The sequence below is a fragment of the Streptomyces sp. SN-593 genome, from assembly GCF_016756395.1.
GTDB classification, from domain to species: domain Bacteria; phylum Actinomycetota; class Actinomycetes; order Streptomycetales; family Streptomycetaceae; genus Actinacidiphila; species Actinacidiphila reveromycinica.
Map to the genome: position 1 here is coordinate 6,766,439 of NZ_AP018365.1, position 26,027 is coordinate 6,792,465.

Consider the following 26,027-nt stretch of genomic DNA (forward strand, 5'->3'; position numbering starts at 1 on the left):
CGTTCCGGACGGGGAGTGAACGGCGATGCGCGAGTTTACTTCGCCGGCACTGTGCCGGCGGGACGCCGACGGGACGGCGGCCGGCCGCCCACGGGACGCCGGCGGGGCGGCCGCGGCGCGGCCACGCCACGGCGCCGGAACCGAGACCGCAGGGCGGGCCGCGAGGCCGCGGGCGGGTCAGGTGGCGAGTTCCTCGGCCAGCCAGACCGGCACGCCTCCCAGGAGCGCGTGCAGGCGGGCCGCCTCGGCGCGCAGGCGGGCGGCCTCCGCGGGGTCCGGGCTGACGGTCGCCAGCGAGAGCAGCGCGGGCGCGGTGCCGACCAGGTGGCCGAGGGCGACGCGAATCCGCAGCGACTCCGCGAAGCCGTGCCGGGCCTCGGCGAGGTCGCCCTCCCGCACGGCGAGGCCGGCGAGGTGGCGCCAGGTCGAGGAGGTCAGGAGGGTGTCGCCGTGGGCGACCGCACCCGCGTGGGCACGGCGGTAGGCGGCGCGCGCGGCCGCCGGGTTCTCCGCGATGTTCTCGGCGACGAGCCCGCGCCGGAAGTCCAGCAGCGGCCGGCCGGGGGAGCCGGGCCCCAGCAGGGCCGCGCTGCGCCCGAACGCCGAGCGGGCCTCGTCGGCGCGGTCGTGCACCGAGAAGACGGTGGCGCCGTAGGCGAGGCAGCCGCGCTCCGAGGCGGCGGCGCCGCGCTCCTCGTCGGTGCCGGCCAGCGCCTCGGCGGTGCGCAGCGCGTCCTCCGCCTCGGCCCAGCCGTCCACCTGGTAGAAACACGCCTCGACCAGGAGTTCCGCCCTGCTCAGCGCGGTCCCGGCGTCGCCCGCCGCGAACGGCGCGAGCAGCGCCGCCGCCTCCGTCCAGCAGCCGCGTGCCCGCAGCCGCCACACATCGGGTACCCCGACCACCGATTCCGACAAGGCGGTGTCCGCCACAGCATCTCCCCCAAGCGCGTCTTCGAGCCAGTGCGAGCAAGTGCGTGTGTGCCTGTGTTGGTGTGTGCGTGTACGTGTGCCGTGCGTGTGATGCGTTGCTGCGTGTTCCGTGATTCCGTGCTGCGTTGTCGTGCGGCGCCCTGTGCCGCCGTGTTTCTCCGCGTGGTGCGGCGCCGCGCGAGGAGCTGTGCCGGAGCGCGTGCGCGTGCGCGGTGGCGGAAGTCCAGCACGCGGAAGGGGCCCGCGCCAAGGGGTCGGCGATCACTTCTTGTGAAAGGGATCACTTTCACGAGCGCACGAGCGGCGCACAAGGGGCGCACACCGCGGGCACGTCCGCCACTCGCCCCGGCCGGCCCGATCGCTCAGCTCATGCGCAGCGCGAGGAAGAAGTCGAGCTTGTCCTCCAGGCGGGCCAGGTCCCGCCCGGTGAGCTGCTCGATCCGGCCGATCCGGTACCGCAGCGTGTTGACGTGCAGGTGGAGGCGGCTCGCGCACCGGGTCCACGACCCGTCGCAGTCCAGGAACGCCACCAGCGTCGGGATCAGCTCGGCACGGTGCCTGCGGTCGTACGCGTGCAGCGGGTCGAGCAGCCGCGCGGTGAAGGCACGGCGCACGTCGTCGGGGACGAAGGGCAGCAGCAGGACGTGGGAGGCGAGTTCGTCGTGCCCCGCGACGCAGACCGGGCCGGGGCGTGCCGCGGCCACCCGGCGGGCGTGCCGCGCCTCCTCCAGCGCGCCGCGCAGCCCCTCGGGGGAGCCGACCGCCGCGCTCACCCCGACCGTCAGGCGGCCGTCGTCGGCCAGGCCGCGGGCGAGGGGGCCGCGTACGGCGGCCAGCAGCCGGTCCGCCCGCAGCGCGACGGTCCCGTCCTCCGCCGGGGCGCCGCCACCGGTGCCGGACGTGTGGCCCGGGCGCTTGGCGGTGCCCGCCGTCCCGGTGGACCCGGGTGAGTCAGCCGCGCCGCCCGTCCCCGAACGGCCCGCGCCTCCACCGCTCGCGCCCGAGTTCGCGCCGCCCGTCCCCGTGCCGCCTGAGTCCGTACTGCCCGCGCCGGTGCCGCCCGTGCCCGTCGCGCGGCTTGCGCCCGTCGCGCCGCCCGAGTTCGCGCCACCTGTGCCCGTCGCGCCGCCCGCCCCCGTACTGCCCGCCGCCGCCCCGAACACGCCGCCACGGCCGCCGCCGCGCCCCGCCGCCTCCTGCGGGACCAGCGGCACCAGCGCCATCGCCCGGTCCTCCGCGACCGCGACCGCCACCCGGTCGGCCGCGTCCGCGCCCGGCTCCGCCGGATCCGCGAGCAACTCCTCCAGCAGCGTCCGCGCGACCGGTCCCGGCGGCGCCTGGTCGCCCGCGCCCGCCCAGTCCACCCGGGCCACCACGATCTGCCACTGCGGCGCGGCCCCGGCCCCGGGCAGCAGCACCGGCGTCGCCGCCCGCAGCCGTGCCCCGATCTCCGAGGCCGCCGCGCCGCCGGCGACCAGCTCGAAGACCTCCGAGGCGAGCCGTCGCCTGACCGCCCGGGCCGCGTCGCGCCGCTCGCGCTCGACCGCGATCAGCTGCGCCACCCCGCGCAGCAGGTCCAGCCGCTCGGCCGGCCAGTCCGCGGCGTCCGCCTCGACCGCGAGGAACCAGTCCGACAGCACCGTGGCGCGGATGTCGGCGCCCCCGGCGGTCCGGACCGGGAACAGCGAGTACACCCGGCCGCCCTGCACGGCGACCCGGTACGGCGCCGGGCGTCCGGTCCGGCTCGCGGCCTGCTGCGCGCCGGCGAGTTCCGCCCGGACCGGGGCGGGCAGCGGCTGTCCGGACCCGGCGATCTCCCGGCCGGTCGAGGACAGCACCCACGCCCGCAGGTCCAGGTCGGTGCCGAGCAGGTCGAGCACCGCCTCCGGTCCGCCGCTGCCGGGACCGGCCGACATCAGCCGCCGGTGCCGGTCGACCACGGCCGCCAGGTCCCCGGCCCGCTCACCGGACACCTGCCGCACCACGTACTCGGTGACCGTCGCGAACGCCACGTGCTCGCCGACCGCGAACAGCGGCAGCCGGTGCCGGGCGCAGGCGTCGACCAGGTCCTGCGGGATGGTGCCGACCTCCGCGTCGCCCGCGGCGAGCGCGGCCACCCCGGCGGCGGCCAGCAGCCGGACGAACGGCTCGGAGTCGGCCGGCGTGTGCCGCCAGGCCAGCCCGGTGAGGACCAGCTCGCCGCCGGTCAGGTAGCGGCTCGGGTCGCGCAGGTCGGTGGTCATCACCCCGCGCACGGTCCGGTCCAGCTCGTCGCCGCCACCGAGCAGGCGCAGGCCGAGTGCGTCGGTCTCCAGCAGTGCGCTCAGCCGCATTCGTCCTCGCCTCGTCCTTGCTCGTCGGCCCGCGGGGCGTCCCCGTGGCCCGCAACGCACCGCAACGCACCGCCACGACCGCAACGCACCGCCACGGCCCGCGCGGGGCCGGTGCCGCACCCCGTCGTCCGGACCGGCGCCCGTGCCGCCCGCCGCCGCGCCCGCACGCCGCGCCCGCACGCCGCTCTGCCGCGCCCGGACTCCGTGTCCGGACTCCGCGCCCGTACACCGCGCCCGTACACCGTGTCCGTACGCCGCCGTGACCGCTACGGGTGCGCCGCCCGGCCGGGGCCGGTGATCACCGGCGCCCCCGCGCAGTGTGCGGCACCCGTGTTGCCGGTGGGATGCCGCGACGTTTCGCGACAGCCCCTTTCGGAGGAATGTACAAGACCAGGCGCCTGGCCAGCCAAGCGCTTCATGTGTTCGGTGACTGCACCCGAACGGCCCCGCGGCCGTGTACTGGCCGCACGCCGTGTGTACAAGGCAGGAACAGCCCCGCCGAGCATCCGGACCCGGCCGAGTCCTCCGGAGCGGTCCGAGAGAAGAGTCCGCATGGAATTCCTGCGCCCCGCCACCTGGCAGGAGGCGCTCGCCGCGAAGGCCGAGCACCCGGCCGCGGTCCCCATCGCCGGTGGCACGGACGTGATGGTCGAGATCAACTTCGACCACCGCAGGCCCGCACACCTGATGGACCTGAACCGCATCACCGAACTCCAGGAGTGGGAGGCCGGCGCGCGGACCGTACGCCTGGGCGCGTCCGTCCCCTACACCAGGATCATCGAGCACCTGCGCACCGAACTGCCGGGACTGGCGCTCGCCGCCCACACCGTCGCCTCCCCGCAGATCCGCAACCGCGGCGGGGTCGGCGGCAACCTCGGCACCGCCTCCCCGGCGGGCGACGCCCACCCGGCGCTGCTGGCCGGCGGCGGCCACGTGGAGGCGGAGTCGGTCCGCGGCAGCCGGATGATCCCGATCGACGACTTCTACCTCGGGGTGAAGCGCAACGCGCTGGAGCCCGACGAACTGATCCGCGCCGTCCACCTGCCCCGGGCGACCGGCCCGCAGCAGTTCTCGAAGGTCGGCACCCGCAACGCGATGGTGATCGCGGTGTGCGCCTTCGGGATCGCGCTGCACCCCGGCACGCGCACCGTGCGCACCGGCATCGGCTCGGCCGCGCCCACCCCGATCCGGGCGCGGACCGCCGAGGAGTTCCTGGCCGCCGCGCTCGACGAGGACGGGCTGTGGGAGAGCCGCCGGCCCCTGCCGCCGTCGGTGGCGGCGCAGTTCGCCGACCTGGTGGCCGGCGCCGCCAACCCGATCGACGACGTGCGGGGCACCGCCTCGTACCGCAGGCACGCGCTGGGCGTGATGGCCCGCCGCACCCTGGGATGGACCTGGCAGGAGTACCGCGGCGACCCGAGGAGCCAGTCATGCGCGTGACGATGACCGTCAACGGCCGTCCGCAGGAGGCGGACGACGTGTGGGAGGGCGAGAGCCTGCTCTACGTGCTGCGCGAGCGGATGGGGCTGCCGGGCTCCAAGAACGCCTGCGAGCAGGGGGAGTGCGGATCGTGCACGGTCCGGCTCGACGGGGTGCCGGTGTGCGCCTGCCTGGTCGCCGCCGGGCAGGCCCAGGGCCGCGAGGTGGTCACGGTGGAGGGCCTGGCCGGCCCCGACGGCCGCCTGTCCACCGTGCAGCAGGCGTTCGTGGACGCGGGCGCGGTGCAGTGCGGCTTCTGCACGCCCGGCCTCCTGGTCGCCGCCGACGAACTGCTGGAGCGCCACCCCGAGCCCTCGGACGGCGACATCCGCGAGGCGCTGTCGGGCAACCTGTGCCGCTGCACCGGCTACGAGAAGATCCTCGACGCGGTCCGCCTGGCGGCCGCCCGTACCGGACAGGCGGTGTGACGATGGCCGAGCCCTCGCCCGTACCCGGCGGCTCCGGCGGCGACGGCCGGCCGCCCGCCGCCGGCATGCCGCAGACCGCCGCCGGCATGCCGCGGACCGCCGCCGGCGCGCCGCGCACCACCGTACGGCCGCCGCGGGCCGCCGCCGTGCCCGGGCGCGCGCCGACCAGCCTCACCCAGGGCGCGGCCGGCGCCGGGGGCGGCGTCGGCGCGTCCACGCTGCGCCCCGACGGCGTCCTCAAGGTCACCGGCGAGTTCGCCTACTCCTCCGACCTGTGGCACGAGGACATGCTGTGGGGCCACACCCTGCGCAGCACCGTCGCCCACGCGCGGATCCTCGCCGTCCACACCGGCGAGGCACTCGCCACCCCCGGGGTCCACGCGGTGCTCACCTACGACGACCTGCCCACCGAGGTGCGGACCTACGGCCTGGAGATCCGGGACACCCCGGTGCTCGCGCACGGCAAGGTCCGCCACCACGGCGAGCCGGTCGCCCTCGTCGCCGCCGACCACCCCGAGACCGCCCGCCGGGCCGCCGCCAGGATCCGCGTCGAGTACGAGGAACTGCCGGTCGTCACCGACGAGGCGAGCGCGCTCGGCCCCGACGCGGTCCTGGTGCACGAGGACCGCGAGGACCACCACAGCGGTCACGTGCCGCACCCCAACGTGGTGCACCGCCAGCCGGTCGTGCGCGGCGACGCCGACGCCGCGGCCGCCCGCGCCGACGTGGTGGTGCGCGGCGAGTACGTCTTCGGCATGCAGGACCAGGCGTTCCTCGGCCCCGAGTCGGGCCTCGCGGTGCCGGCCGAGGACGGCGGTGTGGACCTCTACGTGGCCACCCAGTGGCTCCACTCCGACCTGCGGCAGATCGCGCCGGTGCTCGGCCTGCCCGAGAGCAGGGTCCGGATGACGCTGTCCGGTGTCGGCGGTGCCTTCGGCGGACGCGAGGACCTGTCGATGCAGATCCACGGCTGCCTGCTGGCGCTGCGCACCGGCCGGCCGGTGAAGATGGTCTACAACCGCTTCGAGTCGTTCTTCGGCCACGTCCACCGCCACCCGGCCCGGCTCAGCTACGAGCACGGCGCCACCCGGGACGGCCGACTCACCCACGTCCGCTGCCGGATCGTGCTGGACGGCGGCGCCTACGCCTCCTCCTCGCCGGCCGTCGTCGGCAACGCCGCCTCGCTGTCGGTCGGCCCCTACGTGGTCGACGACGTGGACCTCGAAGCGCTCGCGCTCTACACCAACAACCCGCCCTGCGGCGCCATGCGCGGCTTCGGAGCGGTACAGGCGTGCTTCGCCTACGAGGCCCAGATGGACAAGGTCGCCGCGGAACTCGGCCTGGACCCGGTGGAGTTCCGGCAGCGCAACGCCATGCGGCAGGGCAGCGTCATGCCGACCGGGCAGCGGGTCGACGCGCCCGCGCCGGTCGCCGAACTGCTGCGCCGGGTCAAGGCGATGCCGATGCCGCCGGAGCAGCAGTGGCGCACCACCGAGGGCGCCGACGTCCGCGCGCTGCCCGGCGGCCTGTCCAACACCACGCACGGCGAGGGCGTCGTGCGCGGCGTCGGCTACGCGGTCGGCATCAAGAACGTCGGCTTCTCCGAGGGCTTCGACGACTACTCGACCGCGCGGGTGCGGATCGAGGTGATCAACGGCGAGCCGGTGGCGACCGTGCACACCGCGATGGCCGAGGTCGGGCAGGGCGGCGTCACCGTGCACGCGCAGATCGCCCGCTCCGAACTCGGCGTCACCCAGGTCACCATCCAGCCCGCCGACACCCGGGTCGGCTCGGCCGGCTCCACCTCCGCCTCACGGCAGACGTACATGACCGGCGGCGCGGTGAAGAACACCTGCGAGGCCGTACGCGAGCGGGTCCTCGACATCGGCCGCCGCAGGTTCGGCACCCACCACCCGGCCTGGGCCACCGCCGAACTGCTGCTGGAGGACGGCCGGGTGGTCACCGACGGCGGGGAGGCGCTGGCCCTTGTCGCCGACGTGCTCGGGGACGAGAGCGTGGACCTGGAACTGGAGTTCAGGCACCGCCCGACCCAGGCGTTCGACCTGCGCACCGGCCAGGGCGACGGGCACGTGCAGTACAGCTTCGCCGCCCACCGTGCCGTGGTCGAGGTGGACACCGAGCTCGGCCTGGTCAAGGTGGTCGAGCTGGCCTGCGCCCAGGACGTCGGCAAGGCGCTCAACCCGCTGTCGGTGGCCGGCCAGATCCAGGGCGGCACCACGCAGGGCCTCGGCATCGCGGTCATGGAGGAGATCGTGGTCGATCCGCGGACCGCGAAGGTCCGCAACCCGTCCTTCACCGACTACCTGATCCCCACCATCCTCGACACCCCGACGATCCCCGTCGACGTGCTCGAACTCGCCGACTCGAACGCGCCGTACGGGCTGCGGGGCGTGGGGGAGGCGCCCACGCTGTCCTCGACCCCGGCCGTCCTCGCCGCCATCCGGCAGGCGACCGGACTGGAGCTGAACCGGACCCCGGTCCGGCCGGAACACCTCACCGGAACGTAGCGGCCGGGGCCGGGGCCGGGGCCGCCGGCCGGGGCCGGCTGTGGGGCAGGCTCCGGCCCCCGGCCCCGGCGGCCTCCCGGTCCGCCCGGCCCGTCCCCCCGGGGCACGACCTTCCATCGAAGCGCCGACCCGGTGTCGAGCAGCCGTACCCCTCCGAGGAGTTGAACCGCCATGCTGGACATCGCCACCGAACTGCACCGCTGGTGCGGGCGCGGCCGGCCGTTCGCCGTCGCGACGGTGCTCGCCACCGGCGGCAGCGCCCCGCGGCAGGCCGGCGCGGCCCTCGCCGTGGACGAGGAGGGCACCGCCGTCGGCAGCGTGTCCGGCGGCTGCGTCGAGGGCGCGGTCTACGAGCTGTGCCGCGAGGCGCTGTCCGGGGAGGGCCCGGCGACCGTGGTGGAGCGCTTCGGCTACTCCGACGAGGACGCCTTCGCCGTCGGCCTGACCTGTGGTGGCGAGATCGACGTCATGGTCCAGCGGATCGACCCCGGCGCGCGGCCCGAGATCGCCGACGCGCTGGCCGCCGCCGTGTGCGGACGGGCGGCGGCGGTCGCCCGGGTCGCCGACGGCCCGGCCGAACTCCTCGGCCGCGCCCTGCTGGTGCGCGCGGACGGGTCCTACGCCGGCTCGCTCGGCGACCGGGCGCGGGACCGTACGGCCGCCGGGCAGGCGCACGCGATGCTCGCGGCCGGGCGCACCGGCACCGTGGAGGTCGGGGCCGACGGGAGCCGCTGCGGGCAGCCGCTGACGCTGCTGGTGGAGTCCAGCGTGCCGCCGCCGCGGATGCTGGTCTTCGGCGCGGTCGACTTCGCGGCGGCGCTGGTGCGGGCGGGCGCGTTCCTCGGCTACGAGGTGACCGTGTGCGACGCGCGGCCGGTCTTCGCCACCGAGCGCCGCTTCCCCGGGGCCGACCGGGTCGTGGTGGAGTGGCCGCACCGCTACCTCGACGCGGAGGCGGCGGCCGGGCGGATCGACCCGCGCACCGTGGTGTGCGTGCTCACCCACGACGCGAAGTTCGACGTGCCGCTGCTGGAGCGGGCGTTGCGCCTCCCGGTGGCCTACGTCGGCGCGATGGGCTCCCGCCGCACCCACCTGCGGCGGCTCGACCGGCTCCGCGAGGCCGGGCTGCCCGAGGCCGCGCTGGGCCGGCTGCGCTCCCCGATCGGCCTCGACCTCGGCGCCCGCACCCCGGAGGAGACCGCGCTGTCGATCGCGGCGGAGGTCGTCGCCCTGCGCTACGGCGGGACCGGCCTGCCCCTGACGGGGGCGGGCACGCCCATCCACGCGGTCGCCTGAGCGGCGGGGGCGGACCTTCCGGGGCGACCCGGCCCGCCGGGGTCGCGGGTGCGGCCGGTCGGAGGCCGCCCGCCGGCGGGGCCGCCCGCCTGCGGGGTCACCCCCGGCGGGGGCACGCGGCCTCGCGGACCGGAACCGTCCGCATGGCGCCGTACCGTGGCGGACATGGTCAACGACTCCGTCCGTAGGCGCACCCTCAACCGGACCCTGCTCGCACGCCAACTCCTGCTGGAGCCCGCCGACATGGGCCCTGAGGAAGCGGTCGCGCACCTGCTGGGGCTTCAGTCGCAGAACGCCGCCTCCGCCTACCCCGGACTGTGGAGCCGGCTGGCCGGTTTCGACTTCGCCGCGCTCGGCCGGCTGCTCACCGAACGCCGCGTCGTACGGCTCGCGTTGATGCGCGACACCGTGCACCTGGTGACCGCGGCGGACGCGCTGCGGCTGCGGCCGTGGCTCCAGCCGGCCCTCGACCGGGGGCCGCGCTCGGCGCAGTGGGCCGCGGGGCTCGGCGGCGTCGAGAGGGCGGCGCTGGTGGCCGCGGGCCGGGACGCGCTGGCCGAACGGCCACTCGCGCCGGCCGAGTTGAAGGGGCTGCTCGGCCCGCGCTTCCCCCAGGCCGACCCGACCGCGCTCGTCACCGCGCTCCGGGCCTGGGCGCCGCTCGTCCAGGTGCCGCCGCGCGGGGTGTGGGGCGAGCCCGGCGCGCTGCGCTACACGTTCGCCGACGACTGGCTCGGCGCGCCGCCCGCCGACGACCCCGACCCGGCCGGGCTGGTCCGCCGCTACCTCGCCGCGTTCGGGCCCGCCGGCCCGGCCGACATGCAGAAGTGGTCCGGCCTCACCGGCCTCAAGCGGGTGTTCGCCGGCCTCGACCTGCGGACGTACCGGACCGAGGACGGGCGGGTCCTCCACGACCTGCCGGACGCCGAACTCACCGACCCCGACGTCCCCGTGGCCGCCCGCTACGTCGCCGACTTCGACAACCTCCTGCTCTCGCACGCCGACCGCACCCGGGTCCTCGGCGACGTGCCCACCTCCCGGGTGATCTCCGTCAACGGGCTCGTCAGCGGCACCGTCCTGGCCGACGGGTTCGTCGCCGGCACCTGGCGCTTCGAGAAGGCCGCGCGCGCCGAGGGGGCCGTGGCGGTCGCCGTCACCCCGTTCGCGCCGCTGCGGCCCGCCGACCGGGACACGCTGGAGGCGGAGGGCCTGCGCCTGCTCGCCGCCGCCCACGGCGACGTCCCGTGCCACCTCCGCACGGTCCGCTTCCTGCCGCTGCCCTGACGCCGGCACGGCCCCCGCCCCGCCCGGTCCGACCCGGCACGGCCCGGGACGGCCCCGTCCCGGCCGGAGTTCCGACGCCCCCGGCGCCCTGACGGCCGGTGGGCCGGGGGTTCCCGGGCCGGGGCGGAATTTTCGTTATCGGCCCGGGAGGGGCACCGTCTCCTGTTGTGTGGGGCGGGGGCCAGTCACGACGACGGAACGGCGGAGCGGATGCGTGCAGGCGATCGGAGCGGGCCCGACCCGGAGATGGTGGCCGCGGCGCGGGCGGGCGACGAGCAGGCGCTCGACCGGCTCGTGGCGCAGTGCCTGCCGCTGGTCTACAACATCGTCGGCCGCGCCCTGGACGGCAACGACGACGTGGACGACGTGGTCCAGGAGACGCTGCTGCGCGTGGTGCGGGGCCTCGCCGAACTGCGCGACCCGGCCGCCTTCCGGTCATGGCTGGTGGCGATCGCGGTCCGCCAGGTGCGCGACCGCGAGCAGGCCAGGAAGGCGTCCTGGCACCACCAGACGGGCCTGGACGCGGCCGAGCTGATACCGGACCCGGCCTCGGACTTCGCGTCGGTGACGATCCTGCGGCTGGGGCTGACCGACCAGCGCCGGGAGATCGCCGAGGCGACCCGCTGGCTGGACCACGACGACCGGACGCTGCTGGCGCTGTGGTGGCTGGAGGAGACCGGCGACATCGGCCGGTCCGAACTGGCCGACGCGCTCGGGCTGTCCCGGCAGCACGCCGCGGTGAAGGTCCAGCGGATGAAGGAGCAACTGGAGACCTCGCGGACCGTGGTGCGCGCCCTCGGCGCGGCCGAACCCTGCCCGGAGCTGCGGGAGACCGCCGGCGCCTGGGACGGCGTGCCGAGCCCGCTGTGGCGCAAGCGCTTCGCCCGGCACGTCCGGGGCTGCGACGCGTGCGGGCGGCTCGGCGGGGTGCTGCTGCCGATGGACCGGCTGCTCAGCGGGCTGCCGCTGCTGCCCGTGCCGGTGCCGTCGGCCGGGCCGCACCCGGGCCCGCTGCCGGCCCCCGGGCACCTGCCGCCGGCCGCGCACGCACCGGCCGCCCACCCCGCCGCCTCCACCCCCACGACGGCTCCCGCGGAGCCGTCCCCCGCACCCCCCACCCAGCGCACCGCTCCGCACTCCCACCCCCCACGGCGGAGCGGTGCGCACCGGGGAGCGCACCGGCTGCGGTCGCGCCTGCTGCACGGGCCGCTCGCCGGCCCGGCCGCAGCCGTCACCGCGGTCGCGGCCGTGGCGGCCGGCGCGCTGCTGGCGGTGCACCTCGCCGCCGATCCGTCGGCGCCCGCCGCCGACGCCGCCCCGTCCGCCCCGGCGGCCCGCACCGCGACGAGTGCCGCTTCCACCACCCCCGCGCCCACCACGCCTCCGAAGGCGTCCCCCACGACCCCCGCCCCGACGACCCGCACACCGACCCCGAAGGCGACGACCCGCGCAGCGGTCCCGGCGGCGCCCGCCGCGCCCGCGCCCGCCTCCACCTCGACCCGCAAGGGCGTGGGCGTCTGGACCTTCGACGGCGTGGACACCGCGCTCGCGCGGTCCGGCGCGAGCTGGTACTACACCTGGTCCACCACGCACGCCGGGATCAGCGGCCCCGGCTTCGTGCCGATGATCTGGGGGGCCGACAGCGCGAGTGCCACGGCCCTCGCCCAGGCGAAGGCGGCGGGGCCGTACCTGCTGGGGTTCAACGAGCCCGACATGTCGGGACAGGCGAACATGACGGTGGACCAGGCCCTCGCGTTGTGGCCGCAGTTGGAGTCCGCCGGCAAGGTGCTCGGCAGCCCGGCGGTCGCCTACGGCGCCGACACGTCCGGCGGCTGGCTGGACCGCTTCATGACCGGCGCCCGGCAGAAGGGCTACCGCGTCGACTTCATCACGCTGCACTGGTACGGCGGGGACTTCACCACCGCCGACGCCGTCGCCCAGCTCAGGTCCTACGTCCAGTCCGTGTACGACCGCTACCACAAGCCCGTCTGGCTCACCGAGTTCGCCCTCACCGACTTCTCCGGCGGCGCCGCGCGCTACCCGAGCGACCAGCAGCAGGCCGCGTTCCTGACGGCTGCCGCGAAGATGCTCGACGGCCTGCCCTACCTCCAGCGGTACGCCTGGTTCGGCCTCCCGGCCAAGGACGACGGGCCCAGCACCGGCCTCTTCCGCAGCGGCCCGGTCGTGACGGAGGAGGGCCGCGCCTTCGAGCAGGCCCGCTGATCCCCTTCCCGGGGAGGAGCCGCCTGCGGGCTGCGCCGGGCTTCGGGCCGCGCCCGGCCGGGCCCGCGGCCGTCGGAGTACGGACATCCGCTTCCTGTGTCCCACCTATTGTGCGGCCATGAACCCGCTCTTATTGTTCGACTCCGATTGATTCTGTTGGGAGTTGACTCTTCGGAGAGCGTGGAGGCCGCAGTGCGAAGTCACCCGGGCGACGCAGGTTCCGGCAGGACGAGGCGGCGACGGGGGCGGTGGTGGGCCGGGCTGGCCGCGGCGATGGCGATCGCCCTGTCCGCGGGCACCACCGCCCCCGCGATGGCGGTGGGCGCCGCGCACACGGCCGCCGCCAAGGCCGCCGGGGCCGCCGGCGGCACCGCGGGCACCGGCAGTGCCACGACCCCGTCCGCCACGAAACCGCACACGGTCACCTTCGACGGCTACTCCTTCCTCGTGGACGGCCGGCGCACCTACCTGTGGTCCGGCGAGTTCCACTACTTCCGGCTGCCGAGCCCCGACCTGTGGCTCGACATCTTCCAGAAGATGAAGGCCGCCGGGTTCAACGCCACCTCCCTGTACTTCGACTGGGGCTACCACTCGCCCAAGCCGGGCGTGTACGACTTCACCGGGGTGCGGGACGTCGACAGGCTCCTCGACATGGCCCAGCAGGCGGGCCTGTACGTGATCGCCCGCCCGGCGCCGTACATCAACGCGGAGGTCGACGGCGGCGGGCTGCCCGGGTGGCTGACCACCAAGGAGGAGCAGAACCGCACGGACGACCCGCAGTTCCTGAAGTACTCCGACCAGTGGCTCACCCAGATCGACCGCATCCTCGCCCGCCACCAGCTCACCAACGGCACCGGCACGGTGATCGCCTACCAGGTCGAGAACGAGTACTACGACGGCTCCGCGACGGCCCGCGCGTACATGGCGCACCTGGAGGACAAGGCCCGCGCCGACGGCATCACGGTGCCGCTGACCGGCAACAACAACGGCACCTTCAACTCCGGTGACGGCGCCCTGGACGTGGACGGCCCCGACTCCTACCCGCAGGGCTTCAACTGCTCCACCCCGACCAAGTGGAACGGCGTCCCCGACATCAGCTACGACCACCCGGCCGGGAAGCCGTTGTACACCCCGGAGTTCCAGGGCGGCGCCTTCGACCCGTGGGGCGGCCCGGGCTACGACAAGTGCGCCCAGTTGATCGACGACCAGTTCGCCGACGTGTTCTACAAGCAGAACATCGCCGTCGGCGCGACCGCCCAGAGCTTCTACATGACCTACGGCGGCACCAACTGGGGCTGGCTCGGCGAGCCGGAGAACTACACCTCCTACGACTACGGCGCCGCGATCCGCGAGACCCGCCAGCTCGACCCGAAGTACGACGAGGACAAGCTGATCGGGTACTTCACCCAGTCCGTGGCGCCGCTGACGAAGACCGACGCGATCAAGGCCGCCCCGCCGGACGACTCCGCGGTGGTGGACACCGCGCGCAGGAACCCCGACACCGGGACGCAGTTCCACGTGCTGCGGCACGCCGACTCCACGTCCACGGCCGTCGACGCGACCCACATCGCGCTGGACTTCCACGCGCAGCCGATCAAGGACACCAGCTACACCTGGGACGACCCGGACACCGCCCTCCAGTACACCGGTAGCTGGTCGCACGTGGCGAACCAGAGCTACACCGGGGGCGACTACAAGAACACCGAGACCTTCTCCGACACCGCCGGCGACTCGGTCACCGTGCCCTTCGACGGCACCGCGGTCCGCTGGATCGGGTCGAGGACCGACAACCACGGCTACGCCGACGTCTACCTCGACGGCGCCAAGGTGGCGACGGTGGACGACTCCGGCAGCGAGAACCAGGCGGTGGTGTTCCAGAAGGCCGGGCTGGCCGCGGGAGCCCACACGCTGAGGATCGTGGTGGCCGGGAACCACGCCGCGGGCTCCACCGACGACTTCGTCTCGATCGACGCCATCGACGTGCCGTCCGCCGACTCCGCCGTGCCCACCTATCCGGTGGTGCCGCAGCAGCCCGGCACCGCGATCACCCTGAACGGCCGCGACTCGCACGTCATCGTGGCCGACTACCAGCTCGGCGACTCCCGACTCCAGTACTCCACCTCCGAGATCATGACCACCGCGACCATCGGCGGCCGCGACGTCTCGGTCCTGTACGGGGACGCCGGCAGCGACGGCGAGACGGTGCTGCGGTACACCTCGAAGCCGACCGTGACCAGCACCGGGGGCAAGGTCAGCACCACCTGGGACCCGGCCACCGGAGACCTGCGGCTGAACTACACCCACCAGGGCCTGATCCGGATCGGCATCAGCGGCGGCGGCTCCCGGCCCAGCCTGCTGCTGGTCGGCGACAAGCCGACCGCGGAGACCTTCTGGCGGCAGGACACCGCGACGGGCCCCGTCCTCGTCCGCGGCAGCCACCTGTTGCGCACCGCGACCAGCCAGGACGGCGGCAGGACGGTCGCGCTCACCGGCGACAACGGCGACGACAAGGACATCGAGGTGTTCACCTCGGCCGACCGCGTCACCTGGAACGGCAGCCCGATCGCCACGGCAGCCGCGACCGCGACCGCCGCGTCCGGAACCGCCGCGTCCGGAACCGCCGCGTCCGCCGGCCGCACCGGTCGGATCCCCGTCGCCGCCCCGGTGAAGCTGCCGGCACTGACGAACTGGAAGCACGCCGAGGAGTCACCGGAGTCCGCGCCCGGCTTCGACGACTCCAGTTGGCAGACGGCCGACAAGTCGACCACCACCAGTTCCTCCGGCGTCAACTCGCTGCCGGTGCTCTACGCCGACGACTACGGCTTCCACACCGGGAACACCTGGTACCGCGGCCGCTTCCACACCGCCGCCGGCGAGACCGGCATCCACCTGGTCTCCGACTCCGGCGGCGGGGCGCAGGCCTTCTCCGCCTGGCTCAACGGCACCTTCCTGGGCAGTTCCACCACCGGCAGCGCCGACTTCGCCTTCCCGGCCGGCGCGTTGAAGTCCTCCGGCGACAACGTGGTCTCCGTGCTGACGGTCGACATGGGCCACGAGGAGGACTACAACTCCAGCAACGGCAACAAGTCCGCACGCGGCCTGACCAGCGCCTCCCTCGTCGGAGCGCCGCTCACCCCGGTCACCTGGCGGTTGCAGGGCGTGCGGGGCGGCGAGGACCTGATCGACCCGGTGCGCGGCACCCTGTCGACCGGCGGCCTCTACGGCGAGCGGGCCGGCTGGTCGCTGCCGGGCTACCCGGACGCCTCGTGGTCGGACACCACCCTGCCGGCCACCGACACCCGGCCCGGCGTGTCCTGGTACCGGACCGACGCCCGGCTGAACCTGCCGCACGGTCAGGACACCTCGCTCGGACTGACCTTCACCGACGACCCGTCCCGCAAGTACCGCGCCACGATCTTCGTGAACGGCTGGCAGGTCGGCAACTACGTCAACTACCTCGGCCCGCAGCACTCCTTCCCGGTGCCGAACGGCATCCTGAACCCCGACGGCGACAACACCATCGCCATCGCGGTGTGGAACCTGGACGGCAGCACCGGCGGGCTCGGCAAGGTCGCGCTCACCGACTACGGCAGCTACGCGTCGTCGCTGAAGGTCCGGCAGAACGCCAGCCCCGGCTACGACCCCGTGAGGTACGCGATGCCGGCGGCGCCCGGTGCCGCCACCACCCTGGACGTGCCCGACACCGCGAGGTCCGGTGCGGCGTTCACCGCCACCTCCACGGTGCGGGTCCCGGCCGGACAGCCCGCGGCCACCGCCCTGACCGCCTCGCTCGGGCTGCCCGACGGCTGGAGCGCGACGCCGGTCGGCAGCGGGACGGCGGCCCGTCTGAAGCCGGGCGGGTCGGCGACCTTCCGCTGGCAGGTCCGACCGCCGGACGGCACCCTTCCGTCCGCCGCCGTGCTCACCGCCACCACGCGCTACGACCAGCGCGGCCGTGAGGCCACCAGTTCCGACGAGCGCGTCGTCGCGTCGGTCCCGCCGGCACCGCCGTCCGGGCGGAGCGCCGTCAGCGACCTGGCGTTCCTGTCGTCCACCAACGGCTGGGGCCCGGTGGAGCGCGACACGAGCGTCGGCGAGCAGGCGGCCGGGGACGGCCGTCCGATCAGCATCGGCGGCGTCGCGTACGCCAAGGGCCTGGGCACCAACGCGGTCAGCGACGTGCAGCTCTACCTCGCCGGCGCGTGCACCCGCCTCACCGCGGACGTCGGCGTCGACGACGAGACGGGCGGAGCCGGCACGGTCACCTTCTCGGTGGTCGCCGACGGGAAGACGCTGGCCACCACCCCGACACTGCGCGGCAAGCAGGCGGCGGCGTCGATCGACGTGGACGTCACCGGGGCCCAGGTGGTGGACCTCAAGGTCGGTGACGGCGGCGACGGGAACGGCAACGACCACGGGGACTGGGCGGCGCCGACCCTGACCTGTTCGTGAACGGACGCCCCGCGCCGCGGCCGGCGGCGCGGGGCACCGGGGTGGGGGCCGACCGGGCGGCCCCGGATCGCGGCCCGGGAACCGGGCGGTGATTCAGCCGGGCGGGACGGGCAGCGAACCGCGGGCGGGCCGCGTGGCGTGCGCCCCGCCGCGCGCGGGGGCCGCGGGAGCCTCCGGCGTCTCGGCCGCGCCCCAGGAGGCCGGCGGTCGCGCGGTGAGCACCGGGTCGATCGTCACGTGCCGCGCGCCGAGCGGCTCGGCCAGCCGCCGGAGCGCCGACTCCGAGAGCCGTATCCACGGCTGCGTCGGCCCGAGCACGGACCGCAGCCGGCGGTCGGTGGTGAAGGCGACGGCGGTGCGGGTGCCGAAGGGCGTGCGCCACAGCCGTACGACGTCGCCAGCCGGGCCGCGCCGCACCGGTACGTAGAGCGCCCGGCCGGTCGCCCCCTCGGACGCGTCGGCACCGGCGACGGACGGCTGGTGCTGGCTCACGTGCATGCGTTCACGGTAACCCGCCGCCGTCGCACCGGCCGCGCCGGACCCGGTGGACGGGGCCCGGCGCGGAGCGCGCCGGTCCGCGCGCGGACCGGTCGCCCGCGGTGACCGCGCGGCGCCCGTGACCAGGCCGGAAATGCCGCCACGGCGGCGGCCCGCCGGGCACCCGGTGCGCGGATGTCGCCTGATCGGGTGAACCCGGGCCGGCCCGGTGACGGGCCGGACGTGCGCAACGTCACTGCGGGACCGGGGGCGACGGCGGGTCCGGCGCGTGGCGCGCCCGGTCCCGCCGCCTCCCGGTCCCCGGCCCCGGCCGTCAGGCGCGGGTGTCGGACACGGCCGCGAGGCCGCTCAGGTAGCCGTTCAGCACCGTCTTGAACTCCGCGGCCAGCCGCGCCTGTTCGCCGGCGGTCGCGCCCTCAAGCGCCGACAGCATCGCCTTGACGATGTGCACCACGACCTTGGCGCACCGCCGCCGGTTCGCGGCGGTCAGGTGCGGCGCGGCGGCGCCGATCACCGCCTCCATGACGCGCCCGGCGCCGGCGTCGAGGGTGGCGGCCACGGCGGTCACCCCGGTCGGGGGAGCGGTGCCGGCGAACAGCGACCCGAAGGCGGGGCTCGCCCGGCTGAGGGCCAGCACCGGGTCCACCACGCGCTCCACCAGCTCGCCCACCGGCATCCGGTCGAGCGCCGGGTCCCGGACGAACGCGAACACGGCGCGGAGCCGGGAGCGGTAGCGTTCCGTGAGGGCCCGCGCCATCGCCTCCTTGTTCGGGAAGAACTGGTAGAGGGTGCCGGGGGAGGCACCGGCCCGGGCGGCGATGCTGTTGGTCGTCGCCGACGCGTAGCCGACCGCGGCGAACTCCTCGGCCGCGGCGTCCAGGAGCTGCGCGATCCGCTTCTCGCCGCGGGCCAGCCGCCTGCGAGGCACCGCAGCGGGGCCGCCCGGGCCCGCGGCCGCGGGACGGGCACCCGGCGGGTCGGCCCGGGCGTCATGCGGCGGTGTGCGCGGCATCCACTCTCCCGGTTGCGAGCCGCGGCGGTCGCCCGTGGCGCGTGCCCCGGCTGTCCGGGAGGCGTCCGCGGCGGGCGGGCCGGCCGGCCGCCGGGCAGGTCACGGCGGCCTTCCCAGCCTAACGTGCCGCCCCAAACGGCAGGTGCCGCAAGGTGTTTGACAGTGGTGAACGTCCGCTCATAGGCTGGCGCCGTTGCGAGTGAAGACTCGTAAGTGGACTGGCCGCAGTGCGGGCATGGCCCGCTCGCATCCGCGGCCGAGCGGTCCCCCGGACCCGTGGTGCCGTCACACCCCGTACGTGGCAGCCCCCCGGAATCCGGACGTGGCGGGCGCCTGCTCAGCGCCGGACGCCGGGACCGCTCGCACGGCCCCGCCCCGCCTCCTCGTGAGGCCGGGGCGGGGCCGTACTCGTCCGTCCGCGTACCCGTCCGTGCGCCGGAACGCGTCCGTGCGCCGGAGCCCCGCGACGCGCCACCGCCCCGCCGGTGCGCACGGGGGTGACGCACCGACGGGGCGGCGGTGTTGTCCAGGGGGCTTGGCGGCCGGGTGTCCCGTCCCCACGATGACCCGGTGGCCAGCCCCCCGGTGCCCCGGCTGCTTCCGCTCGGTTCGCGCCGGGGGGTCGGGGTGCCCTGCCTACATGTGCACGGCTTGCGGCTCGCCCTCGCCCGACAGCTCCGGGCGGCCGCTGCGGAACATTACCGCGGCGAGCACGGTGCCGACGGCGAAGAACGCCGCGGACCACCAGTAGGCCGTCGCGTAGCTGTGCAGCTGCGCGTGGGCGACCACCAGCTTGGCGGGCGGGTTGCTGGTCGCGTGGTGCGTGATGTAGCTGGTCGCGGCGCTGGCGGCCAGCGTGTTCAGCAGCGCGGTGCCGATCGAACCGCCCACCTGCTGGAGGGTGTTGACCGCCGCGGAGGCGACACCCGCGTCGTCGGCGTGCACGCCGGCGGTGGCCACGCTCATCACGGTCGGCATCACCAGGCCGAGGCCGAAGCCGATCACGACCAGCGGGGGCAGCACGTCGGGCGCGTAGGAGCTGCCGAGGTCCAGCCGGGTCAGCCAGGCCATGCCGACGGCGGCCAGCGCCATGCCCACCGGGACGATCGGACGGGGTCCGAACTTCGGCAGCAGGTTGTTCGTCGCGAGCTGCGCGGCGACCATGAGCGCGCCGATCATCGGCAGGAAGGCCAGGCCGGTCTTCACCGGGTTGTAGGACAGCGAGAGCTGGAGGTAGTAGGTGAGGAACAGGAAGACGCCGAACATGCCGATGCCGGAGATCCCGAGGATTGCGAAGGACGCGCCGCGGTTGCGGTCGAGCAGCACGCGCAGCGGCAGCAGCGGGTGCGCGACACGCGCCTGGGACCAGCCGAAGGCCGCCACCAGCACCACGCCGAGGACCAGGAAGCCCCAGGTCAGCGGGGAGCCCCAGTGGTGGCTGTCGGCGTTGGAGAAGCCGTAGACGATGCTGAACAGGCCGGCGGTGACCAGGATCGTGCCGGGCACGTCCAGCCGCGGCCGGTCGGCCGGGGCGCCCTTGCGGAGCAGCGCCATGCCGCCGAGGAAGGCGATGACGGCGAAGATCAGGTTGACGTAGAGCGTCCAGCGCCAGCTCAGGTGCTCGGTGAGCACACCGCCGAGCAGCAGGCCGATGCCGCCGCCGGCGCCGGCGATGGCGCCGTAGATGCCGAACGCCTTGGCGCGCTCCTTGGCGTCGGTGAACGTGGTGTTCAGCAGGGACAGCGCGGCCGGCGCGAGCATCGCGGCGAACAGGCCCTGGAGGGCGCGGCCGCTGACCAGGATCCCGAAGTTCGGGGCGGCGCCGGCCAGCGCGGAGGCGACGGCGAAGCCGACGACGCCGGTCAGGAAGACGACCTTCCGGCCGATCAGGTCGGCCAGCCGCCCGCCGAGCAGCAGCAGGCTGCCGAAGGCGAGCGAGTAGGCGGTGACGATCCACTGCCGGTTGCCGTCGCTGAAGCCGAGCGCTTCCTGGGCGGAGGGAAGGGCGATGTTCACAACCGTGGCGTCGAGGACGACCATGAGCTGCGCTATCGCGATCACCGTGAGGATCCACCAGCGGTGGGACGGATGCTCCTCCGGAGCCTGCTTGTCCAGCGCGACCGGGCGGCCCGGTGCCGAATCGCCGACGTTCACGCCGGATGCGGACTGAGTCGACATGGGTGTGACTCCTGGAAGTGGGACGGGGTGGGAGTGGGACGGGCGGCGAACCGCCAGGAAGAACGAAACGGTTTCGTACTCCGGCTTACTCGATCGACCGTACGACTCGGCATATCGAAACGCAAACGTTTCGTTGGCCTCGGTGGTGTGCGACTGCTCACAGCAAAGGGGGTCAACCCGGGCCCGGGCCGCCGGCGTCTTCCTGTCAGCGTGCTGTGCGCCGCCTCCGCCGGGGCTCCGGCCGCCGACCGGACCGCCGCTCAGGAGTCCGCGCGACCGGTCACCGCGACCACCACGCCCAGCCCGATCATCGCCAGGCCGCCGGTGCCGCCGATGGCCGCCATGCGCCGCGGCGAGCGGGCGAACCAGGCACGGGCCGCCGACGCGGTCAGCGCCCACGCGCTGTCGCAGACCAGGGCGAGCACCGTGAACACCAGGCCGAGCAGCAGCATCTGCCGGTGCACCCCGCCCGCGTCGCGGTCCACGAACTGGGGGAGCACCGCGGCGAAGAAGATGCAGGTCTTCGGGTTCGTCACGCCCACGACGAAGCCGTCCCACAGGGTGCGTGCGTCACTGCGGACCCGCCGCGGCCGCACGGCCCCCGTCGGAGCGGCCGCACCCTCCTCCGCCTCGGGCACGGCGGTCGCCGCCGAGAGGTCCGCGCGGTGGCGCCACGCCTTCACGCCCAGGAAGGCCAGGTAGACCGCGCCGACGAGCTTCACGGTCGTGAAGACCGCGGCCGAGGTGGCCATCACCTCGCCGAGGCCCAACGAGACGGCCGCGGCCAGCAGGTACGCGCCGATCGCGTTGCCCACGACGCTGCCCAGCGCGGTGCGGCGGCCGTGCGCCAGCGCCCGGCCGAGGACGAACAGCACGCTGGGGCCGGGTATCAGCACCAGCACCAGCGAGATTCCGGCGAAGCCGAGCAGACGGTCGACCGACACGGCGAACTCCATTCAACGGCAGGGGGCTTCCGCGTGAGCGTAGGCCGCCCGGGGCGCCGCGTCCCGCGGGTTTCCGGAACCTCCGCCACTGCGTACCGGCCCGGCTCCCGGAGTGCGGGGGCGCCCTACGGCAGGAGGCCGGCGCGCCTGGCGGCGACCACCGCTTCCAGGCGGGTGTGCGCCCCCAACTTCCGCATGGCCGACCGCAGGTAGCTCTTCACCGTCTCGGGCCGCAACCGCAGCCGCGCCGCGGCGGCGGCATTGGTCGCGCCGGAGGAGATGGAGCTGAGGACGTCGAGCTCGCGCGGCGTGAGCTGCGGCGCGCCGGGCGCCGGACCGGTCCGCGGCGCCTGCGGCGGCGCGCCGGCCGCCGCCAGCCGGATGCACGCGCTCAACAGCTCCTCGCGCAGCCGCGCGTCCGGCACCTGACCGGCCAGCGCCCGCAACTCCGCGTGCGCCTCGCGCACTTCCTCCCACGCCCGCGGGTCCGCCGGCAGGGGAGCCTGAGCGAAGGAGAGCAGCCGCTGCGCCTCGTCCCTTATCACCAGCGCCTGCTCCAGCTCCCGCGCCGCGTCCAGCGCCACGTTCAGCGGCCGGTCGCCGAGCGCGAAGGGCTGCCGCAGCGCCCCGTAGAGCACCCCCCGCACCCGCCGCTGCACCACGACCGGCACCGCGAGCACCGACCGCAGGCCCTCGCTCGCCACCGCCGCGTCGTACTCGTGGCTGATCACCCGGGAGTCGCGGTACTCGGTGACGGCGTAGGGGCGGCCCATCGCGAGCGTCTTGCCGCCCAGACCGTTGCCGGTGGTGATCGCGAGGCCGCGCAGTGCCTCGGTGGCCGTGCCCGCCAGCTCGCTGATCCGGAACTGCCGCGCCCCGTAGCCGACCGGCAGCCCGCCGCCGCCCGCCACCAACCCGCCGAACGACACCGGCAACAGCCCCGACCTGCGCATCCGCAACAGCGCCGCGCGCACCTCGACCGACTCGCCGCGTCCGTTCACCCGCATCACCCCCTCACCCCCTTCCGGGGGTAGTGAGACCCACGTCACTCCCGGACGATGCTACTCAGGGGTCCGTCGACGAGGAGGACACATGGCGGCATCGGACGCGACCGGGACCTTCCGGGAGGCCCGGGACTTCCTGCTGCGGCACCGTGAGGACTACCGGGCAGCCTACGACGGCTTCGCCTGGCCGCGCCCCGAGCGGTTCAACTGGGCGCTGGACTGGTTCGACGTGATCGCCGCGGACCCCGAGCGCGCCGACCGGCCCGCGCTGTGGATCGTCGAGGAGGACGGCAGCCAGGCGCGCACCACCTTCCGGGAGATGTCCGCCCGCACCGACCGCGTCGCGAACTGGCTGCGCGGCCTCGGCGTGCGCGCCGGCGACCGGGTGCTGCTCATGCTCGGCAACCAGACCGAGCAGTGGGAGACCGCGCTCGCGCTGATGAAGCTGCGGGCGGTGGCCATCCCGGCCACCCCGCTGCTCGGCCCGGCCGACCTGCGCGACCGGATCGACCGCGGCCGGGCCCGGCACGTGGTGGTGCGCGCCGCCGACGTCCCGAAGTTCGCCGAGGTGCCCGGCGACTACACCCGGATCGCGGTCGGCGGCGCCCCCGCGCCGTGGCGGGCGTACGAGGACGCGTACACCGCCGACCCGCACTTCGTGCCCGACGGGCCGACCCGCGGCGACGACCCGCTGATGCTGTACTTCACCTCCGGCACCACCGCCCGGCCCAAACTGGTCGAGCACACCCACCTGTCGTACCCGGCCGGCCACCTGGCCACCATGTACTGGATCGGGCTGCGCCCGGGCGACGTCCACCTGAACATCTCCTCGCCGGGCTGGGCCAAGCACGCCTGGTCCAGCCTGTTCGCGCCGTGGAACGCGGAGGCGACGGTCTTCGTGCACAGCTACACCCGGTTCGACCCGGCCCGGCTGATGGCGGAGATGGACCGGGCCGGGGTGACCAGCTTCTGCGCGCCGCCCACGGTGTGGCGGATGCTCATCCAGGCCGACCTGCGGGCCCTGGCCCACCCGCCGCGCGAGGCCGTCGCGGCCGGCGAACCGCTCAACCCCGAGGTGATCGAGCACGTCCGCCGGCTGTGGGGGGTGCTGATCCGCGACGGCTTCGGGCAGACCGAGACCGCCGTGCAGGTCGCCAACCCGCCCGGTGAGCTGGTCAAGGCCGGCTCGATGGGCCGGCCCACCCCCGGCTACACCGTCGCCCTGGTGGACCCGCAGACCGGCGAGCCCGGTGACGACGGCGAGATCTGCCTCGACCTGTCCCGCCGCCCGGTCGGCCTGATGACCGGGTACGCCGGCGACCCGGAGCGCACCGCCGAGGCGATGGCCGGCGGCTACTACCACACCGGCGACATCGGCCACCGGGACGCGGACGGCTACATCACGTACGTCGGCCGCAGCGACGACGTCTTCAAGTCCTCCGACTACAAGATCTCGCCGTTCGAGCTGGAGAGCGCGCTGCTGGAGCACGAGGCGGTGGCCGAGGCCGCCGTGGTGCCCGCGCCGGACGAGCTGCGGCTGTCGGTGCCGAAGGCGTACGTCGTGCTCGCGGCCGGCTGGGAGCCGGACGGGGAGACCGCCAAGGCGATCTTCGCGCACTCCCGCGCGGTGCTCGCCCCCTACAAGCGGCTGCGGCGGCTGGAGTTCGCCGAGCTGCCCAAGACCGTCTCCGGCAAGATCCGCCGGATCGAGCTGCGCGAGGCGACCGCGCGCGACGGCAGCCACGAGTACCGCGAGGAGGACTACCGGTGAGCGACACCGACACGACCGGGACGGTCACCGGCACCGCGCCGGCCGAACCGTCCTACGCGCACGGCACCGGCGGCACCCCGCTGCTCGGCGACACGATAGGGCGCAACCTCGACCGGGCGCTGGCCGCGCACGCCGACCGCGACGCGCTGGTGGACGTCGCCGGCGGACGGCGCTGGACGTACCGCGAGTTCGGCGCCGACGTCGACGCGCTGGCCCGCGGACTGGCCGCCCACGGGGTGCGCAAGGGCGACCGGGTCGGCATCTGGGCGGTCAACTGCCCGGAGTGGGTGCTGGTCCAGTACGCCACCGCCCGGCTCGGCGCGATCATGGTGAACATCAACCCCGCCTACCGGCTGCACGAGCTGGCGTTCGTGCTCAAGCAGTCCGGCATCGAGGTGCTGGTCGCCTCGACCGAGTACCGCACCAGCGACTACCGCGCGATGGCCGCCGAGGTCCGCGGCGACTGCCCGCGGCTGCGCGAGGTGGTGCACATCGGCGACCCGGAGTGGGACGCGCTGATGGCGGCGGGCGCCGACCTGCCCGCCGACTACCTCGCCGTCCAGGAGGCGTCGCTGAGCTGCGACGAACCGGTCAACATCCAGTACACCTCCGGCACCACCGGCTTCCCCAAGGGCGCCACCCTCTCGCACCACAACATCCTCAACAACGGCTACTTCGTGGGCGGCACGGTCGGCTACACCGAGCAGGACCGGGTCTGCCTGCCGGTGCCCTTCTACCACTGCTTCGGCATGGTGATGGGCAACCTCGGCATCACCTCGCACGCCGCCTGCATCGTCATCCCGGCGCCCTCGTTCGACCCGGCCGCCACGCTGCGCGCGGTGGAGCAGGAGCGCTGCACCTCGCTCTACGGCGTGCCCACCATGTTCATCGCCGAGCTGGGCCTGCCCGACTTCGCCTCCTACGACCTCAGCTCGCTGCGCACCGGGATCATGGCCGGCTCGCCGTGCCCCACCGAGGTGATGAAGCGGGTGATGTCGGAGATGCACATGGCCGAGGTGTCGATCTGCTACGGCATGACCGAGACCTCGCCGGTGTCCACCCAGACCCGCCGGGACGACGACCTGGAGCACCGTACCGAGACCGTGGGCCGGGTCCTGCCGCACCTGGAGGTGAAGGTCGTGGACCCTACCTCGGGCGTCACCGTTCCCCGCGGCACCCCGGGTGAGCTGTGCACCCGGGGCTACTCGGTGATGCTCGGCTACTGGGACGAGCCGCAGCGCACCGCGGAGGCCGTGGACGACGGGCGCTGGATGCACACCGGCGACCTCGCGGTGATGCGCGAGGACGGCTACGTCGCCGTGGTGGGCCGGATCAAGGACGTGATCATCCGCGGCGGCGAGAACGTCTACCCGCGCGAGGTCGAGGAGTTCCTCTACACCCACCCGAAGGTCTCCGACGTGCAGGTGGTCGGGGTGCCCGACGAGCACTTCGGCGAGGAGGTCCTCGCCTGCGTGATACCGCGCGACCCGGCCGACCCGCCCACCCTCGCCGAGGTCGCCGACTTCTGCGCCGGCCGGCTCGCGCACTACAAGGTGCCGCGCCACCTGCGCGTCCTGGACGCCTTCCCGATGACGGTCAGCGGCAAGGTGCGCAAGATCGAGCTGCGCGAGGGGTTCGGCGCGCGGGGCTGACGGCGGCCGGACCGG

General features: G+C 75.0%; 16 protein-coding genes. 9 read left to right on the top strand and 7 right to left on the bottom strand.

The genetic code is table 11. The features are described from left to right. Positions 1-177 precede the first annotated feature (177 nt). Positions 178-930: a hypothetical protein gene (locus RVR_RS28980; RefSeq protein WP_202236862.1), complete on the bottom strand. Its 753-nt coding sequence runs from the start codon at positions 928-930 to the stop codon at positions 178-180. A gap of 362 nt (positions 931-1,292) precedes the next feature. After that, positions 1,293-3,263: a PucR family transcriptional regulator gene (locus RVR_RS28985; protein WP_202236863.1), complete on the bottom strand. Its 1,971-nt coding sequence runs from the start codon at positions 3,261-3,263 to the stop codon at positions 1,293-1,295. A gap of 552 nt (positions 3,264-3,815) precedes the next feature. Between RVR_RS28985 and RVR_RS28990 the strand changes: the two genes are divergently transcribed. From RVR_RS28990 to RVR_RS29020, 7 genes are all read left to right on the top strand, one after another. After that, positions 3,816-4,703, top strand: coding sequence for an FAD binding domain-containing protein (locus RVR_RS28990; RefSeq protein WP_202236864.1), 888 nt, complete (start codon positions 3,816-3,818; stop codon positions 4,701-4,703). Then, a complete protein-coding gene (locus RVR_RS28995; RefSeq protein ID WP_202236865.1) occupies positions 4,694-5,170 on the top strand; it encodes a (2Fe-2S)-binding protein in 477 nt (158 codons plus the stop codon). The genes RVR_RS28990 and RVR_RS28995 overlap by 10 nt, the downstream gene beginning before the upstream one ends. A gap of 86 nt (positions 5,171-5,256) precedes the next feature. After that, positions 5,257-7,698, top strand: coding sequence for a xanthine dehydrogenase subunit D (gene pucD / locus RVR_RS29000; RefSeq protein ID WP_202239329.1), 2,442 nt, complete (start codon positions 5,257-5,259; stop codon positions 7,696-7,698). A 171-nt stretch (positions 7,699-7,869) separates the two neighbouring features. Beyond that, positions 7,870-8,994 carry an XdhC family protein gene (locus tag RVR_RS29005; protein WP_202236866.1) on the top strand — a complete coding sequence of 375 codons (1,125 nt, stop codon included), beginning with the start codon at positions 7,870-7,872 and terminating at the stop codon, positions 8,992-8,994. A gap of 165 nt (positions 8,995-9,159) precedes the next feature. After that, positions 9,160-10,278 carry a winged helix DNA-binding domain-containing protein gene (locus tag RVR_RS29010; protein ID WP_237405027.1) on the top strand — a complete coding sequence of 373 codons (1,119 nt, stop codon included), beginning with the start codon at positions 9,160-9,162 and terminating at the stop codon, positions 10,276-10,278. 210 nt (positions 10,279-10,488) lie between these two features. Beyond that, positions 10,489-12,501, top strand: a complete 2,013-nt coding sequence (locus tag RVR_RS29015; protein ID WP_202236868.1) for a sigma-70 family RNA polymerase sigma factor — start codon at positions 10,489-10,491, stop codon at positions 12,499-12,501. Positions 12,502-12,774: 273 nt separating this feature from the next. Then, entirely contained in the window at positions 12,775-16,953 is a 4,179-nt protein-coding gene (locus RVR_RS29020) for a beta-galactosidase (protein WP_202239331.1), read from the top strand. A 93-nt stretch (positions 16,954-17,046) separates the two neighbouring features. Here RVR_RS29020 and RVR_RS29025 read toward each other — a convergent pair whose 3' ends face one another. The 5 genes from RVR_RS29025 to RVR_RS29045 form a co-directional block, all read right to left on the bottom strand. Then, positions 17,047-17,451 (bottom strand): SAV_915 family protein, encoded by a 405-nt coding sequence (locus RVR_RS29025; RefSeq protein WP_202236869.1) that lies wholly within the window; start codon positions 17,449-17,451, stop codon positions 17,047-17,049. A gap of 313 nt (positions 17,452-17,764) precedes the next feature. Further along, the gene (locus RVR_RS29030; RefSeq protein ID WP_202236870.1) at positions 17,765-18,463 is read right to left on the bottom strand and encodes a TetR/AcrR family transcriptional regulator; all 699 of its coding nucleotides are present in this window, start codon (positions 18,461-18,463) and stop codon (positions 17,765-17,767) included. A gap of 636 nt (positions 18,464-19,099) precedes the next feature. After that, entirely contained in the window at positions 19,100-20,641 is a 1,542-nt protein-coding gene (locus RVR_RS29035) for an MFS transporter (RefSeq protein WP_202236871.1), read from the bottom strand. A gap of 260 nt (positions 20,642-20,901) precedes the next feature. Beyond that, positions 20,902-21,597: a LysE family translocator gene (locus tag RVR_RS29040; protein ID WP_202236872.1), complete on the bottom strand. Its 696-nt coding sequence runs from the start codon at positions 21,595-21,597 to the stop codon at positions 20,902-20,904. A 113-nt stretch (positions 21,598-21,710) separates the two neighbouring features. Then, on the bottom strand, positions 21,711-22,592 hold the full coding sequence (locus RVR_RS29045; RefSeq protein ID WP_202236873.1) for a helix-turn-helix transcriptional regulator: 882 nt from the start codon (positions 22,590-22,592) through the stop codon (positions 21,711-21,713). Positions 22,593-22,677: 85 nt separating this feature from the next. Between RVR_RS29045 and RVR_RS29050 the strand changes: the two genes are divergently transcribed. Together RVR_RS29050 and RVR_RS29055 are read left to right on the top strand one after the other, a co-directional pair. Next, entirely contained in the window at positions 22,678-24,360 is a 1,683-nt protein-coding gene (locus RVR_RS29050) for an AMP-binding protein (RefSeq protein WP_202236874.1), read from the top strand. Continuing rightward, on the top strand, positions 24,357-26,012 hold the full coding sequence (locus RVR_RS29055) for an AMP-binding protein (protein WP_202236875.1): 1,656 nt from the start codon (positions 24,357-24,359) through the stop codon (positions 26,010-26,012). Before RVR_RS29050 ends, RVR_RS29055 begins: the two co-directional genes overlap by 4 nt. Positions 26,013-26,027: the final 15 nt, after the last annotated feature.